Source organism: Paraglaciecola polaris LMG 21857 (genome assembly GCF_000315055.1).
In the GTDB taxonomy this organism is placed as follows: domain Bacteria; phylum Pseudomonadota; class Gammaproteobacteria; order Enterobacterales; family Alteromonadaceae; genus Paraglaciecola; species Paraglaciecola polaris.
On record NZ_BAER01000115.1, the window covers coordinates 49,255 to 65,248 of the forward strand.

Below are 15,994 nucleotides of genomic sequence, written 5' to 3' on the forward strand. Positions count from 1 at the left end.
CCTTAAATTATCAGGGCATCCATCAATTATCAGGACAACCATGTGAATTCAGTTGTTGTCATGGATGTCCTGATAATTGGGGTAGTGTTTATCAGAGATAATGGTATCTGCGAACAACTCCCTGTGTTTATGCGGAGGTATTGATCGGTGGGGCGACTTTATTCATCAATTCAACTGAACGTTGAGCACCGTCTTTTGAATAACCGTCGTTTTTCAATTCCGCTAACAGAGCATTTAATTGAGTAGCTGTTTCGTGATCATTAGTATCATTAGCGATAGAAGATAACATGGTTTTAAATGAATCAAACTGAGACTCTTTGCTGGCATCTGACTCCCCATATAAACCGGATCCCCCGTCCATACGAGCCATTATTTGCTCCATTTTATGCTCGCGTTGCTGAATCGCTTTATTGTGCTCTTCTTGGGATACGTTGCCATCACCATTGCCGTCCATTTTACTGAACATATCTGCAGACTTAGTGCTTTGTACACCTTGGGTGGTTAGTGCTTCCATAAATTCAGTCGCACTAACCGTTCCATCTTGATTGGTATCGGCAATATCAAATTGCTGTTGTGATTGTTCCTGTTTACGGGCAGACGGATCAACGCCTCCACCGATAGACATTATACTCATTGCTTGCTCCTATTGGTTGAAATCACTTATACCGAAGCATGAATAAGTCCAATTAATGTAAAGATTTCGTAAAAGTGTCGTAAAGGTAAATAAGTCTTTGATATTTATATAATAAATTTTTTTACCCACAAGGCGGCTAATTAATGACGCTTTTTGCAACCGATTTTGGGTGGATTGTGGCAACGTTTTGCCAGTTTCAGGAGGTCCATGAGGCAATATTTGGCATGTTACCCATAGTAAAAAGTAGCACAAAGGCAGTTTTGTTCTGAGCTTTAGGGTATGCAAACCATCATGGATGGTCTGTTATGCCTCAGCTTCAAAAAAAATGAGTATAATGGTTTCGCCTAATTACTCTGGCAAGCCATGCTGTGTTCGCCGCTCTAATTTTGTAAGGCAAGAGCAAACATTCAGGACGATTTTAATAAGCAGGTTTATATAATCTTCAAACGAATACGATCAACGGCTTAAACCACAGATAAGGCACATAGTGGCTAGTGAGTTATCAACTAATAATTCTATATCCTTTAAAATTGAACTCACTACTTATGCTGGATAAACCTAATAATCAGACGAGTCCAGCGATTAAATATAAATTAGCCCAGGTTAAGCTGATAAACGCTGGTCAGTTGCTGATTGTTGTGCCGCAATCTGCTTAGCGCCTAGGTGATACTCGGCTTCTCTATATTCGCTTTCGGCATATCTATACTCGCTCTTGGCAGAAGTGGTGACGTCTGCTTGGTCTATTTCATTTAGCTCGTTATTCTCAAGTGCGCTTTGTTGTTGCAGATACATTTTGCCAGCAGCAACACCGGCTTTGTGGTCGTGTCTAAGGTCGCTGTCTGTGCTGCCCAGTAACTTACTTTGCAGTTTTTCATCGGCAAAAATTTGCACTATTTCGACATCTGCCGGTGGATTGGCAATAAACGCTAACTCGTCTTGGTACGCTTGCTCGTGCTGCACTAAATAATCAATGGTTTTGGGGCAATAGCCAGATACACAAACTAATGATCTGAGTTTGTGTACCCAAGCGGATTGTGCTTGAAAGTGAGCATCCACCGTACGGATGACCACAATTTTACGTGCCCCGCGATTGTAGGCTTCACGCACGGGCAAAGGCGCGGCTAAGCCGCCATCAAGATAGAAGTCTGCTTGTGGCTGTACATTCAATTCTTGGCTTTTTTCGTCTGGAGCATCGGGTTCATTGGCCGCTTGTGCATTTAACCAAGGTGTTAATTTCACCCCTTGTTTGTACAAAAAAGGCAGTGCGCTGGACGCTTTTAACAACTCGCGCCATTGGTGACTGTCACCTGTTGGGCTTAAAAAATACGGGGCGCGGTCTCGTGAATTGGTCGCAGTGATCAGCAGTTCGCGCTCGCCCAGTGATTGCTTGGCAGTTGCAAAATCTATGGCGCGATTCGCTTCGGTGGTTTTGTCGAAGTACCAATCTAAGTCCACTATGTGTTTGCCCATCAAACCGCGACCTAATCGAAAAAAGCGTTTTTGACGAGACAAACCGCGAATAAGTCGTTTGGCGTAGCCTTTTTGCCGCGCTAAATAGCTGGTTAGGTTTTGCGAACCAGCCGACGTGCCAATAAACATATCGAAGGGGTCGTAACCTTCCTCTAACCATGCGTCGAGTACGCCTGCAGTGAATATCCCTCGCTGACCGCCGCCTTCTGCAATCAGAGCAAGCTTGGGCTGAGCTGCATTGTTTGAAGTAATGGCTGGAAACGTGGCTAGGGATTTCATAGTGAACCTTCTTGTTCAATTTACGGATTATTGTGTCATTGAAGGTAGTGTAAGGATGAAGCATGCTCGGGGATAATTGATAGATTGAATCGCCTTGATTGATAAAAACGTTTAACTTCCCAAATGTTAATTTATTAAATAGATTTTAACAAGCTGTTCACCCAAAGCGCCAAGCCGAGCGTGCAGGTGATTTTTATAAACTAATCAAACACACTGGGCGGTAAAATTTTCTTTTTGACCATCATGGTTAGAATATCGTGGCATTTTTGCTTGAGCGTATCACGCAGCAAACGTGCAGCTGGGGTAATCGATTGTCTGCTAGGGAATATTAGCCACAGCTCGGTTGGGGTAGGAGTATAGTTGCCCATTACCGGTACCACTTGATCCGTGAGCAACTCGGTCGACATATCTAAACAGGATTTCACCGCGAGTCCTTTACTGTCGATGCACCAACGGCGAACCAAATCACCGTCGTTAGAGGCATGCCTGCCATTCATTTTAATTTTATATTCGCCCTTGGTATCTGAAAACACCCATACATCTTTGATAATGTCTTTGAGCTGATAAAACAGCCCGTTATGTGAGGCTAAATCGTGGGGGTGCTCAGGCACACCGTACTCATCTAAATACGCTTGGGTAGCACACAATATTCGCGGTACATTACAAATTTTGAAGCCGTACATACTGGCGTCACTGGGAGAGCCGTAACGCAGGGCTAAATCGACTGAGTCACGATAAAAGTCGATGTTACTGTCGCTTATATTGGCGCGTAAGCTGATCTCAGGGTAGTTTTCCATTAATTCACTTAACCAGGGCAGCACTAAATTGCGCCCAAGATCAGACGATAAACCGATGCGTAGCTCCCCATCGATAATATCCAAGTCGCCTTTAACATTTTGTTTGGCCAACGCTAGCGTTTGTAGGGCTTGTTGGCAGTGGGGAAGGTAACGCTCCCCAGCACTGGATAAGCGTAAGTGCCGAGTCGTACGAATAAACAAATCAACCCCAAGACTTGCTTCAACCCGTTTGATTGCTGCGCTGGCTGTGGCGGTTCGCATATCTAAACTCTCGGCAGCGGCCGTTATACTGCGAAACTCAGCGACTTTTAATACCAAGTAGAGATCTTCTAATAACATATTGTCTATTATTTTTTGTATAATGTTTCAATCATTATGCTGTTTATGGTGAGTAAATCAAAGTCTATTATCTATCCATCAACTTTGCAGACCCAAATTTACTTAAACAAGGACATTATTATGAAAGCCATCGGTTATACCCAGTCACTACCCATCAGCAACCCAGAATCATTGATTGATTTAACACTTACTCAACCTATTGCCACGGGCCATGATTTACTGATCAAAGTAAAAGCCATCGCAGTCAACCCTGCAGACTATAAAGTACGCTTAAATATGCCGCCAGCAGCGGGGGAAAGTAAAGTCATCGGTTGGGACGCAGTCGGTGAAGTTGTCGCTACGGGCGAATTAACCAGTCAATTTGTGCCAGGTGATATCGTTTATTACGCTGGGGATATTACGCGCCAAGGCGCTAACGCTGAATATCAGTTAGTTGATGAGCGCATCGTCGGGTTTAAACCTAAAAGTTTATCTGATGCAGAAGCCGCTGCATTGCCATTAACAGCGATTACCGCATGGGAAATGTTGTTTGAACATTTAGCCATCAAGCAAACATCACCTGAAGCAAAAGAAAAGTCAGATGAAATCATCTTGGTAGTTGGTGCTGCTGGTGGCGTTGGCTCGATTCTAGTGCAAATAGCCAAAGCTGTGACAGGCGCTACCGTAATAGGTACTGCTTCACGTGAAAGCTCAAATGCTTGGGTTAAAAAGCTAGGTGCTGATTATGTCATCGACCATAGCAAGCCACTTAAAGCGCAAATTGACGCATTGAATATTGGTGATGTAACACACGTTGCTAGCTTGAACAGCACAGATGCGTACTTTGAAGCCTATACCGATTTGCTCGCACCGTTTGGCAAAATCGCCATGATCGATGACCCAGAAGCACTTGATATCACTAAATTGAAAATGAAAAGCTTGTCCTTGCACTGGGAATTTATGTTTGCCCGTTCAATGTTTAAAGCCGCTGATATGCAAGAGCAAAGCGTATTACTTAACCGTGTCGCTGAGCTTATCGACCTAGATTACATTCAAACCACAGTAGGTCAGCATATGGGAGCGATAAATGCGCAAAACTTACGCGCTGCCCATGAAGCGTTAGAAACTGGTCGCGCCATTGGCAAGATCGTTTTAGAAGGCTTCTAAGCTGTCTAATGTGACCATCATACTTTAAATGACTTGAGTGCAAAGCGGCAAAAATTCGACGTTAGCACTCACTTTTAACGACTTAGGATGCCCCATGAAAACATCTAATATCTTGAATAAAGTTAACACTATGGTTGCGATTTCAGCCGCAATAGCATGCACCTTCATTTTTAGCCAAGCACATGCCGCAACAGACAACATTGAAGTAGTTGCTGAAATGACCAACACCCGGCCGGGTAATTTAACGATTACGCCAAATGGGCGAATGATTTTATCTCAACAACCACTTGATGTGCCTGAGTTACGTGTGGTTGAAGTGATGGCCAACGGTGAGTTACAACCTTTCCCAACCCTTGACTGGGCAGATGGCCCCGATAAAGGTGACGTGGGTTTCGCTGCCGTGATTGGTGTGCACACCAGCACAGGCGGTATCGTGTGGATTTTAGATATGGGCAGTGCGACAAGCCAAGCAAAACTTGTCGGTTGGGATAGCGTAAATAATAGGCTGCATAAAATCATTCCCATTGATAAAAGCGCCACGGTTGATAACTCTTTCTTACAGGACTTTGCTATCGATGAAAAACGTGAGCAAATTTATATTGCGGACACGACACTGGGTAATTTGTTTGGCGAGATTAAATCAGCATTTGTGGTGGTCGACTTACAGAGCGGTGCGTCGCGTCGGGTGCTACAGGCACATCCTAAATTGATGCCGCCTAAGCATACCGTGGTAATAAACGGTTCAGTATTGGGCGCAAAACGTGAAGACGGCAGTAAAGAACCTATTTATCTTGGATTAAACCCCATCGCAATCGATTATCAGTATGAATGGGTGTACTTCGGCACAGTGAATGGCAGTGAGCTATTTCGTATGCCTGCTGCGCAATTAGCTAATGAAAGCAACGATGATAACGCCCTTGCTGCACAGATTGAGCTGTATGGTGAAAAGCGTCCGTCAGATGGCATCACCATTGATAAAGATGGTACCGTTTACGCTGGAGATGTTGAAAACTCCGCAGTAGGAATTGTCACAAAAAATGGTTTTAAGACCATTGCCAAAGACAAAGCTTTATTATCTTGGCCTGACGGTTTTGCAATCGACCACGGTTGGCTGTATGTCACGCAAAACCAATTGCACCTGACTGCTCCGCTTAATGAAGGGGAAGCACAAGGGACGAAGCCATACCGTATATTACGCATGAAACTGACTAACTAAGTCTGTTGATTGGTTAGCTGCACTATGCATGTTAATGGTGGTTCAAACAGATTGTTGAACCAGCAGATTTATTATTAATCGTTATTAAAAATTAAGGCATATACCATGAGTAAACTCACTATATTAGCCAACATAGTTGCCAAAGCAGACAAAGTTGATTTGGTGAAAACCGAGTTGTTAAAGTTGATTGATTTAACTCGCGTCGAAGAAGGTTGTCTTGAATATAACTTGCATCAAGACAACGAAAACCCAGCGCATTTCATGTTTTTTGAAAACTGGCAAAGCCGCGAGTTATGGCAGCATCACATGAATGCTGATTACATGGCAGCGTATGGCACTGCAGTTGATGGTGCAATTGAATCCTGGACCTTAAATGAAATGTCTCATATTGCTTAGCTTGCTCATCAATCGGACCTAAAAAGTCACCCAGGGATCAAATTATAAGGTAGAGGATCGTATGTTACTCGATACCCCAATATGTGACTTTGGCTATCAAGCGCCAGATTTTAGCTTGAAAACACCAGAGGGTGAGACGTTCACCCTGAGTGAACAGTTAGGTGGTAAAGGCTTGTTGATTGCCTTTATATGTAATCATTGTCCCTATGTGCAGCGTATCGCTGAACGACTCGCGGCTGACACCAAAACGTTAATGGATGAGGGGATTAATGTTTTGGCTATTATGTCCAACGATTACCGTTACCTAGACGCGGATTCGCCGGTTAATATGCAGCGTTTCGCACTAAAACATGGCTTCGAATTTCCTTATTTGGTGGACGAAGACCAATTTGTGGGCAAGCTTTATGGCGCGGTCTGTACTCCGGATTTCTTTGGGTTTAATACTAAGGGAGAATTGCACTACAGAGGTCGATTAGACGATGCTCGCATGGGTGATGCGCATAATCGTGTACCTGAGCTGGTCAATGCTATGCGCTTAATCGCTGAAACAGGCCAAGGGCCAAAAGAACAAACACCGAGTATGGGCTGTTCGATTAAGTGGCGGGATTAATAACAGCGCTTATCCGTTAATATACGTGCCTACTGGTACCTAAGCATAAATGGCAACCAGCAAATAAGGGGTTTATCTATGTCGTCTCGAGCAACAAAAAACATCACGCTGGGGGTAACGGATTTATCCTTTCACCGTGTTACCGCTTCACTGGTTACACATGTTTTGCAAGACATGGACTTCAATGTACAACGGGTATATGCCCCCCATGAAGAGAATTTTTCTCACTTGCGTCAGGGTAAGGCTGATTTACTTAGCTCAGCTTGGTTACCATCTAGCCATGGTATATACAAAGCACAAGTCGAGAAGCAAATTGCAGTGACTGAACTCGGCCTTCATTATGCGCCGTATGCATTGTGGGGAGTACCGAGTTATATACCAAAAGAAGCAGTGAGCGAGATCAGCGACTTACGCAAGCCTGACGTTATCGCCAAGATGAGACGCGATATACAAGGCATTAACGCGGGCGCCGGTATTACACGCTTTTCTATTCAGATGATGAAAGAATATAAATTGTCAGAAGCGGGTTACCACTTTTTTCCAGGTACTGAACAAGAGTGCTTTGAAACGTTTGAGCGAGCCGTCGCCAATAAACAATGGGTGGTTGTACCTTTATGGAAGCCCCAATTTTTACACCATAAATATACCGTGCGGGAACTTGTAGAACCAAAAGGCTTGTTAGGTTCGGTTGACCGTGCCGTATTGCTGGTACGCAACGATAAAAAGGCGTTATTTACCTCCGAGCAACTAGCACGTTTAGATGCGTTGCACTTCTCAAATAGCATAGTCGCTGAGCTTGATTATCAGGTGTGTCGCGAAGGTAAAGCGCTGGACCTCGTCACCAAATTATGGCTACGGGAGCACAATTTTCTGTAGCAACTTTATATGAGTACTTAATGCGCATTTAAGTACTCATATTGTGATTTTTGTTTTGCGGCTTCGGAACTATTGCGCTGGACTTTGTTTTATTTCTTTGTGTGCAAAACGCGTTAACCATTGTTGTCGAGCGGCTTTGCGATCTTCGTCTTTAAGTGTCTCGCCGTCAGCTAATTCAGTGGCGATTTGCTCGATGATGTTATCTCGTTGGGCGATCAGTTTATCCGCACTGGCAAATAAATCTTCGGCTTCAGGGTAATCTGCTTTTATTTCGTCTATGCCCAGTAAGTCATAATAGGCCTGTTCCACTGCATCATTAAATAAGCTGCGGTTGGCTTGAAATATCACATAATCTTTGGCCATATCTGATTGTATATAATTAATGTCTTGTTGCGACATTTCGGCTTCTTTAGCTAAGTCGATAGCTTTGTCTAGCCATTCATCTATGGCTTTTTCATCGTGTTGTTGCAGTGCTAGTTTTACCCCTTCGACCAAGTCGCTGGCGGTGAGAATGTCTTGACGAGTGATAACGGGTAACTCAGTTTGCTCGGTGGTGACGTTGTCATCGCTCGGTTGATTGGTAAACCAGGCAAGGGCCCCAATGCTGAGCAAAATAATAATCGCTAATATAACTTTCATGTACTTACCTTTTTACTCTGTTTTTTTACCGGATAAAATCAGCATTCCCTCGGATATTTGAGGATGCAAAATATTGCATTGGTAAGGTTATCATAACCACTTTATTTCGCAGCCCTTCATCGCGCTAATTTATGATACTCATCAACAGGCTAGGGCGTAAACCTAGTTGCGATTACTTTCATCGAATGGCGAGTCGTTGAGAGGGCCATGCGATGATTTACCCAGAAACGTGGTCTTATTTGAGGCAATAAAAAGCCATAACGAGCAAAATAAGCGGTTATGGCAATAAGTGCCCACTAAAGGGCGTTCATTAAATGGTGCTCGTCTTGGTCTATTTCATGGTCGGCATAGAAAATTCAGCGCCTTCTCTGACACCTGCCGAAGGCCAGCGCTGGGTGATCGTTTTACGCTTAGTGTAAAAACGTACTGCGTCTGGCCCATAGGCGTGTAAATCACCGAACAATGAACGTTTCCAGCCACCAAAGCTGTGATAAGCCACCGGCACAGGCAAGGGCACGTTTATGCCGACCATCCCGACCTGAATATTATCTGAAAAATAACGTGCTGCTTCGCCATCACGGGTGAAAATACAGGTACCGTTACCGTATTCATGGGCATCGATAAGATCCATTGCTTGTTGCATCGTTTGTACGCGCACAACTTGCAACACGGGACCGAATATCTCCTCTTTATAACTGACCATATCAGGGCTGACGTCATCGATTAATGTTGCGCCCACAAAGAATCCATTTTCGAAACCAAGCACTTTAGCATGACGACCATCAACGACTATCTTAGCGCCTTGTTGCTCTGCGCTGTCGATATAAGCAATCACTTTTTGCTGATGTGCCTGGGTGATAACCGGGCCAAAATCATTATTGGCATCAAAGTGAGGGCCCACGTTTAGGCTTTGCATGGCGGCTTGCATCTTACCAATCAAAGCATCACCAGCCACATCGCCCACTGCGACTGCGACCGAAAGCGCCATGCAGCGCTCGCCCGATGAACCAAATGCGGCTCCCAATAACTGGTTAACCGCGTTGTCCATGTCGGCGTCAGGCATCACGATGGCGTGGTTTTTCGCGCCACCTAGAGCTTGGCAGCGCTTGCCGTTACCATTGGCCGTCGCGTAAATATATTCGGCAATGGGGGTGGAGCCAACAAAACTAATGGCTTTAATACGTTCATCATTTAATAAGGTATCGACCGCTTCTTTATCACCGTTTATCACGCTCATGACTCCATCGGGTAAACCCGCTTCTTTGAGTAATTGGGCAATGAACAAGGTTGCACTTGGGTCGCGTTCCGATGGCTTTAGAATAAAGCAATTACCACAGACCAGTGCCATTGGGTACATCCACAACGGCACCATAGCGGGGAAGTTAAACGGGGTAATACCGGCCACTACTCCTAAGGGTTGAAACTCACTCCATGAATCAATGTTCGGGCCGACATTTTTGCTGTGCTCACCCTTCAATAGTTCTGGTGCGCCGCATGCATACTCGACGTTCTCGATACCCCGTTGAAGTTCGCCAGCGGCATCATGGGATATTTTGCCATGCTCTTCACCAATCAAGGTGCAAATAGTTTCGGCGTGTTCTTCAAGTAATGCTTTAAACTTAAACATGACCCGGGCGCGCTTAATCGCCGGGGTATTCCGCCAAGCTGGAAAAGCCGCTTGTGCCACAGCAATGGCTTCTTCAACTGTCTTTTTCGACGCTAAGTCGACTTGCTTGCTAATTTCACCGGTAGATGGGTTGTATATCGCCTGTTGGCGCGTCCCTTCAACTGTAATTTCGCCATTAATAAGCTGTCCCACTGTGGTCATTTTTTGTGTCCTTAAATCAGTACATAAAGGGGCGAATCTGTTGTTCACCCTAAAAGATTAAATTAAATAGTGCTAGCCCATAAGGCCAAGGGCATAAAGGTAAACCGCCTCATTTGTCAGCGGTAAAGCATGTTACGGCCAAAGTTTTTTATAAAGTACAATGACATCCTCAGCACTTGGTACCCGAGGATTATTACTCGGTGACCCCGACGCCAGTGCTTGCTCAGCCATAGTGGTTAACAAACCCATAAAATGCGCTCGATCAATACCGAATTGTTCTGGTGTTGGCACGTTCAGCTCTTCGTTTAGTGCGACTAATTCTGCTATGAGTTTAGCGTTTGCACCCTCATCACTGTCTTGTTGCGTGGCAATACCCATAGCGCGGGCGCAGTCAGCGTAACGTTTGGGGGCACCCGGGATGGAGTATGCCGTCACGGTGGGCAACAACATTGCATTTGAAAGTCCGTGGGGAACATGGAACGCCGCACCAATAGGGCGGCTCATACCGTGTACCAAAGCAACCGATGCATTTGAGAAGGCTATGCCCGCAAGCGTCGAACCGAGCATCATGGCCTCACGAGCTTCTTTATCAGCACCGTTGTGGTAAACACGGCGCAAGTTTGGGGCAATCAAGCGCATTGACTGCAATGCTTGAGTATCGCTGTACAGGCTGGCTTTTTTACTGACGTATGCTTCCATTGCGTGAGTGAGGGCATCGATTCCTGTGTCTGCGGTCGTACGCGCAGGAACTGACAAGGTCAGGTTATAATCGACCAAGGCGGCAATAGGCATAAAACCAATGCCCATGCAGAGCATTTTTTCATCCGTTGTTTCATCCGTAATAATAGTGACTCTGGTGACTTCAGAGCCCGTACCTGCGGTGGTAGGAATGGCAATAATAGGCAAACCTGCTTCGCTCACCACCCGAGGGAACTTATAGTCGCGCATCTGGCCGCCAAACTTACCTAAAATACTGATGGCTTTTGCGCTGTCGATGGGGCTGCCGCCACCTAGCGCAATAATACTGTCATAGTTTGACTCTTGAACCCTTTTGACACCGGCTTGAATGGAACCCACTGTGGGCTCAGGGACTGTGTCGTCAAAAATATCCGCCTGCATATCTTGGTCAGCTAATACATCTTGAACTTTTTTAGCGTAACCCAGTTGCACCATCATTTTGTCTGTGATGATTAACGGTCGGCTGCAACCAAGACTGGCTAGCACGTTAGGTGTCGCCAGTATCGCGTTTTCGCCCACTTGCAGCATGCGTGGAAGAATAATTTGCGTAGACATATCTTCTCCTAAAAAAATGTGTTTTATAACCAGTCAAATTGGACTGTTATCTGGGATAAATAACACCCTATTGTCTTGGGTTATTCACCACTCGTTGGCCAAGGTTTGTTAGTTCAGCCGTATTGGTTTCCTGTTCTGGAGTTATCAATATTTATTGCGGGCAAGGTGCGCCCGCTTTTGCCCATAAGGTAACAAAGTCGGCAGTTTCTTCCGCTGAATAAGGCGCAGGTTCGCGGCCTATGCCAGGTGCCCAACCCCAATGCACTAACTCATCTTCTAAAATATGATGTGCCACTTCATCGAGGGTACGTCCGCCGTTACGGTTAGGATCTTTAATTTGTTGGCAAATCTGGCTTGAGCTTTGCTGCCACCAAAGCATGTCAACTGGGGCTAACATCCATATCGGTGCACCCGGAGGGCCATGGGGTTCGTCAGCGTTACTTTGTGCATGACAGGTACTGCACATAATTGTTTCAACTCCGATCCGGCTTTGTCCGCCTGTGATATTCATGCCGTGCACCGAGGTTTTAGCATAACTAGGACCAGACCAGCGCGGCAGATTATCGTCCGGGACATGGCAATTGGCGCAGCGAGGGTGGGAGAACACATGATAAATTTTATCCCATGTTTTTAATGCTGCTTCATTGGTTTCTTGGGCCTGAGCTGCAAATATGACACTGCAGCAGAGGAGTAACACGCATAAGATAGATTTCATGTTTGATTCCCTAAACAAATTGAATCTGTTTTTTAAATGGCATTTCGCGCAAACGGACACCCGTTGCGGCGTAAATGGCGTTCGCTAATGCCGGAGCGGCTGGCGGTGTACCTGGCTCGCCTATGCCCCTGATGCGCTCGCCATTTTCAAGGATTTTGCAATGAATGGCTGGGGCCTGATGCATACGAATAGAATCAAAGTTATGGAAGTTAGTCTGCTCCACCTTGCCGTCTTTTAAGGTGATTTCACCCATCATGGCGGCTGCTAGCCCAAAATTGATACCCGATATTAGCTGGGCCTCAATGTTGCTTGGGTCAATAGCAATACCCACATCGGCAGCCACATATACATTGTGTATTTTAATGCCGTTCTGGGTCTTTTCTACTTCAATCACTTGCGCCACGGGTACCCCGAAAGAGGTCACAAGGGCGATACCCATCCCGTGGTTTTCAGGTAACATACGTCCCCAATTTGCTAATTCGGCCACCGCTTCTAGTACCTTGCGCGTGGGCGAGTGACTAATAAGGGCTAAGCGTATGTCAATGGGATCAACGTTAGCTTCGTGCGCCAGTTCATCCATCATGGACTCACAGAAAAAACCGTTTTGCGATGCACCTACCGAGCGCCATGAACTCACTGGTATGCCAATAGGTACCCGATAACCGGTGACGCGGTAGTTTTCTATCATGTACGCTTGATCCCACGCAGCTTGCACTATGGTGGTATCTGGCCCAGGAATCGAAAGACCCACGCGGCCCATTTGCGATTCCATCACTGAGGGCGAGGATATTTTGACGTCTAGTGCACTGATATTGCTGCCACTAACTACTCCTTGAAAGCGTGCAATGGCAAACGGTCGGTAGTTGTCATGGGTCATGTCTTCTTCACGCGTCCAGGTGACTTTGACCGGTGTACCTTCAAGCTGTATGGCCACCATGACTGCATATACGATAAAGTCCATTTCTGCTCTGCGCCCGAAACCGCCCCCTAAGTAGGTGGTGTGAACGCGGATATTTTCTTCGGAAATACCAGACACCTTGGCCGCTTCGGCTAAGGCAAACGTTGGGCTTTGATTGCCTGCCCAAATATCTAACTGACCGTTTTTCAACAGTGCCGTGGAGTTCATGGGCTCCATGGTGGCATGAGCGAGCATAGGCGCTCGATATTCGCGGTTGATGGTGGCGTCGCCCGCCTGACCAATCACAAAATCCACATCGCCGTCATTGCGGTTTTGACTGTCTTGGTGGGACTCTTTAAATGCTGCAATGGCTGATTCAAACAAGCCTTCTGTGGTTTGTGCATAGGCGGTTTTGGCCCAGTCGAATTCGATTACCTCAGCGGCTTTAAAGGCATACCAAGTGTTGCTGGCTACCACGGCAACGCCCACTTCCCCTAAGGGCAGAATATGTTTTACGCCAGGCATTGCGGTGGCGTTTGCGGCATTAAATGAATTGAGTTTAGCGCCTAAATGCGGGTTCACTTTTATGGTGGCATACAGCATGTCAGGTTGGATCACGTCCATACCAAAGGTGGCGGTACCGGTACATTTTTCCACCATGTCTAATTTGGGGATGGAACGGCCGATTTGCTTCCATTCACTTCTGGGTTTTAAGCTTACGTCATCCGGCAAAGAGACACTTGCTGCCAGTGTCGCCAGCTCGGTATACGGAATTCGCTGACCATCTCTGGTGATAACGGCACCATTTTCGGTGCGTAGGGTATTTTTATCGACCTTAAGTTTGGCAGCGGCGGCTAGCAGCAATGCTTCTCGGGCGGTGGCACCCGCGATGCGCATTTTTTCAAAGGCATCAATGGTAGAGGATGAACCGCCGGTAATTTGTGTGCCTAAAAATTTTGCAGGCACATGCATTAAGTCTCGCACGCCATTGGCCATGGCACTGTTGTCGTGGGGGGGAAAGGCGCGCCTTCTTCTAAAACCGCTGCATTATAATAGGCTTTTGATGCGGGTCCGTGTTCGACCGTCACGCTGTGCACATCGATATCAAGCTCTTCAGCGACCATTGCCGCTAATGACGTGCGTACTCCTTGACCCATTTCAGCTCTGGGGGCAATGATGGTGACGCCTGTGGCATTGATCAGTACATAGGGCGTTAAGGCTGCTTCGCCATCATGAAGGTCTCGTGTTAATGGATTAGGGTAGGGCTGCTTATATTTGTAATAACCAAATAACACACCACCGGTAATTGCCGCAGAGCCAATGACAAAGGCACGACGGGTTATCTTGCCTAATGTACTCATAGATTGCTCTCCCGTATTTTAGCCGCTGCAGTTTTAACGGCTGCGCGAATACGAGGGTAGGTGCCACAACGACATAGATTAGCCGATAGCGCTCGGTCAATCGCCTCATCGTCTGGGTTTGGGTTGACCTGCAACAGGGCTGCTGCTGACATGATTTGCCCAGGTTGGCAATAACCACACTGGGCCACTTGGTGTTCAACCCATGCCGCTTGCACCACGTGCATAGCATAGGGTGTACCGAGCCCCTCGATTGTCGTCACTTGACCCGACACCTGACCCACAGGAATGGAGCACGAGCGAGCGGGCATACCATTAATATGCACAGTGCAGGCTCCGCACATGGCAATACCACAGCCAAATTTAGGTCCTGTGATTGCTAACTCATCACGCAACACCCACAACAGAGGCATTGTCTCTTCAACATCTACTTCGTGCTGTTTACCGTTTACATTTAACTGCATGTTATTACCTTATTCGCTGGCCCATCGACTATCTGCGCACTAGGTTAAATTAAGTTGTTGCAAAATTGTAATCATATCTTGTGTTAACTATGTATTCATTGCCATTACGTCTTGTTAATACGCCTATCAATGTTTGGCAAAAGGCCCTAATCCAGCGCAAACGTTAATATGTGTTAAGTAATCAAAGGTTATGTAAAGGCAGTCAATTACACCCCAATAGTCAGTTTATATTCAGTTTCGCAGCCTATTATCCATCTTGAAATTCGTAAGCCGAAACAGGAATTATTATGAAACTAACCGTCCTATTACCCGTTGTGATGACCTTGGCTGTATTACCTAATATCAGTGCCGCGCAAAGTCGAGAGGCTCATCAACACAGAAATGAAACGCACGGGCCTGTGGTGGTACACAAGCGCGTGGTATATAAAACCGGTGCTGTGGTACGTAAAGCACCTACCAATAGTATCGCCCTGCGTTTTGGTGGTGTATCGTTTATGTTCAATAACGGCCTGTACTATCGCCATATGAACAACGGTTATAAAGTGGTGCGCCCACCTGTGGGTTTAAAGGTGCGCCATTTGCCAAATGGGTACGAACGTATTGTCATTCAAAGTCGGCCTTATTATTTCGCCCAAGGTATTTACTATGTGTTCGATAATGGTGATTACCGAGTGATAGACGAGCCAAGCACACAGGTTATTTATCGTGACAGTTCACCTGTGGTGGTGTCCCAGTCGATAGAAACCCAGAATGGAAACGCCAGCCAGGGTTTTGGCTACGTGTTAGGCAACACCTATGATGAATTACCTAGTGGGGTACAGTTAGTGTCAGTCAATAAACAACAGTACTTTCAATACAGGGATATTTACTTCATACCCCAATCATCAGCTGGAGAGGTGCGCTATTTGGCGGTGAAATTAAATTGAGTTATCGGTATACAAGTGTCTGCTTAATCTTTGCTTAAGTAGTGCTTAATTGCGCAGCACTTGAATGCTAACGAAAACGGCTGGTCAGTGCAGATTTAGCGTATTTTGAA

The 15,994-nt window shown here is 46.0% G+C and carries 16 protein-coding genes; 6 read left to right on the forward strand and 10 right to left on the reverse strand.

Going from position 1 to position 15,994, the window contains the following annotated elements; translation table 11 throughout:
* Positions 1 to 127 precede the first annotated feature (127 nt).
* The 3 genes from GPLA_RS18050 to GPLA_RS18060 all read right to left on the reverse strand — a co-directional run bounded on the left by GPLA_RS18050 (position 128) and on the right by GPLA_RS18060 (position 3,519).
* On the reverse strand, positions 128 to 634 hold the full coding sequence (locus GPLA_RS18050; protein WP_007106415.1) for an EF-hand domain-containing protein: 507 nt from the start codon (positions 632 to 634) through the stop codon (positions 128 to 130).
* Between the two features lie 603 nt (positions 635 to 1,237).
* Positions 1,238 to 2,383, reverse strand: a complete 1,146-nt coding sequence (locus GPLA_RS18055) for a patatin-like phospholipase family protein (RefSeq protein WP_007106417.1) — start codon at positions 2,381 to 2,383, stop codon at positions 1,238 to 1,240.
* A gap of 200 nt (positions 2,384 to 2,583) precedes the next feature.
* The gene (locus GPLA_RS18060; protein ID WP_007106418.1) at positions 2,584 to 3,519 is read right to left on the reverse strand and encodes a LysR family transcriptional regulator; all 936 of its coding nucleotides are present in this window, start codon (positions 3,517 to 3,519) and stop codon (positions 2,584 to 2,586) included.
* Positions 3,520 to 3,639: 120 nt separating this feature from the next.
* On the opposite strand from GPLA_RS18060, the gene GPLA_RS18065 reads away from it, so the two are divergent.
* The 5 genes from GPLA_RS18065 to GPLA_RS18085 all read left to right on the forward strand — a co-directional run bounded on the left by GPLA_RS18065 (position 3,640) and on the right by GPLA_RS18085 (position 7,763).
* Positions 3,640 to 4,665 carry a zinc-binding alcohol dehydrogenase family protein gene (locus GPLA_RS18065; RefSeq protein ID WP_007106419.1) on the forward strand — a complete coding sequence of 342 codons (1,026 nt, stop codon included), beginning with the start codon at positions 3,640 to 3,642 and terminating at the stop codon, positions 4,663 to 4,665.
* A gap of 94 nt (positions 4,666 to 4,759) precedes the next feature.
* On the forward strand, positions 4,760 to 5,881 hold the full coding sequence (locus GPLA_RS18070; RefSeq protein WP_007106420.1) for an L-dopachrome tautomerase-related protein: 1,122 nt from the start codon (positions 4,760 to 4,762) through the stop codon (positions 5,879 to 5,881).
* A 105-nt stretch (positions 5,882 to 5,986) separates the two neighbouring features.
* Positions 5,987 to 6,277, forward strand: a complete 291-nt coding sequence (locus tag GPLA_RS18075; protein WP_007106421.1) for a putative quinol monooxygenase — start codon at positions 5,987 to 5,989, stop codon at positions 6,275 to 6,277.
* A 61-nt stretch (positions 6,278 to 6,338) separates the two neighbouring features.
* Positions 6,339 to 6,887 carry a thioredoxin family protein gene (locus tag GPLA_RS18080; protein WP_007106422.1) on the forward strand — a complete coding sequence of 183 codons (549 nt, stop codon included), beginning with the start codon at positions 6,339 to 6,341 and terminating at the stop codon, positions 6,885 to 6,887.
* 78 nt (positions 6,888 to 6,965) lie between these two features.
* The gene (locus GPLA_RS18085) at positions 6,966 to 7,763 is read left to right on the forward strand and encodes a glycine betaine ABC transporter substrate-binding protein (protein WP_007106423.1); all 798 of its coding nucleotides are present in this window, start codon (positions 6,966 to 6,968) and stop codon (positions 7,761 to 7,763) included.
* Positions 7,764 to 7,832: 69 nt separating this feature from the next.
* On the opposite strand, the gene GPLA_RS18090 is transcribed toward GPLA_RS18085, so the two are convergent.
* The 7 genes from GPLA_RS18090 to GPLA_RS18115 form a co-directional block, all read right to left on the reverse strand.
* Positions 7,833 to 8,402, reverse strand: a complete 570-nt coding sequence (locus GPLA_RS18090) for a hypothetical protein (RefSeq protein WP_007106424.1) — start codon at positions 8,400 to 8,402, stop codon at positions 7,833 to 7,835.
* 331 nt (positions 8,403 to 8,733) lie between these two features.
* Positions 8,734 to 10,230 (reverse strand): CoA-acylating methylmalonate-semialdehyde dehydrogenase, encoded by a 1,497-nt coding sequence (locus tag GPLA_RS18095; RefSeq protein WP_007106426.1) that lies wholly within the window; start codon positions 10,228 to 10,230, stop codon positions 8,734 to 8,736.
* Positions 10,231 to 10,362: 132 nt separating this feature from the next.
* Positions 10,363 to 11,523 carry an iron-containing alcohol dehydrogenase gene (locus GPLA_RS18100; RefSeq protein ID WP_007106427.1) on the reverse strand — a complete coding sequence of 387 codons (1,161 nt, stop codon included), beginning with the start codon at positions 11,521 to 11,523 and terminating at the stop codon, positions 10,363 to 10,365.
* A gap of 151 nt (positions 11,524 to 11,674) precedes the next feature.
* On the reverse strand, positions 11,675 to 12,238 hold the full coding sequence (locus tag GPLA_RS18105; RefSeq protein WP_007106428.1) for a hypothetical protein: 564 nt from the start codon (positions 12,236 to 12,238) through the stop codon (positions 11,675 to 11,677).
* Between the two features lie 10 nt (positions 12,239 to 12,248).
* Positions 12,249 to 14,132, reverse strand: a complete 1,884-nt coding sequence (locus tag GPLA_RS18110; RefSeq protein WP_226993151.1) for a xanthine dehydrogenase family protein molybdopterin-binding subunit — start codon at positions 14,130 to 14,132, stop codon at positions 12,249 to 12,251.
* On the reverse strand, positions 14,108 to 14,497 hold the full coding sequence (locus GPLA_RS24110; RefSeq protein WP_226993152.1) for a molybdopterin cofactor-binding domain-containing protein: 390 nt from the start codon (positions 14,495 to 14,497) through the stop codon (positions 14,108 to 14,110). The genes GPLA_RS18110 and GPLA_RS24110 overlap by 25 nt, the downstream gene beginning before the upstream one ends.
* Positions 14,494 to 14,958 carry a (2Fe-2S)-binding protein gene (locus tag GPLA_RS18115; RefSeq protein ID WP_007106429.1) on the reverse strand — a complete coding sequence of 155 codons (465 nt, stop codon included), beginning with the start codon at positions 14,956 to 14,958 and terminating at the stop codon, positions 14,494 to 14,496. Before GPLA_RS18115 ends, GPLA_RS24110 begins: the two co-directional genes overlap by 4 nt.
* Positions 14,959 to 15,245: 287 nt before the next feature.
* On the opposite strand from GPLA_RS18115, the gene GPLA_RS18120 reads away from it, so the two are divergent.
* Positions 15,246 to 15,884: a DUF6515 family protein gene (locus GPLA_RS18120; protein ID WP_007106430.1), complete on the forward strand. Its 639-nt coding sequence runs from the start codon at positions 15,246 to 15,248 to the stop codon at positions 15,882 to 15,884.
* Positions 15,885 to 15,994: the final 110 nt, after the last annotated feature.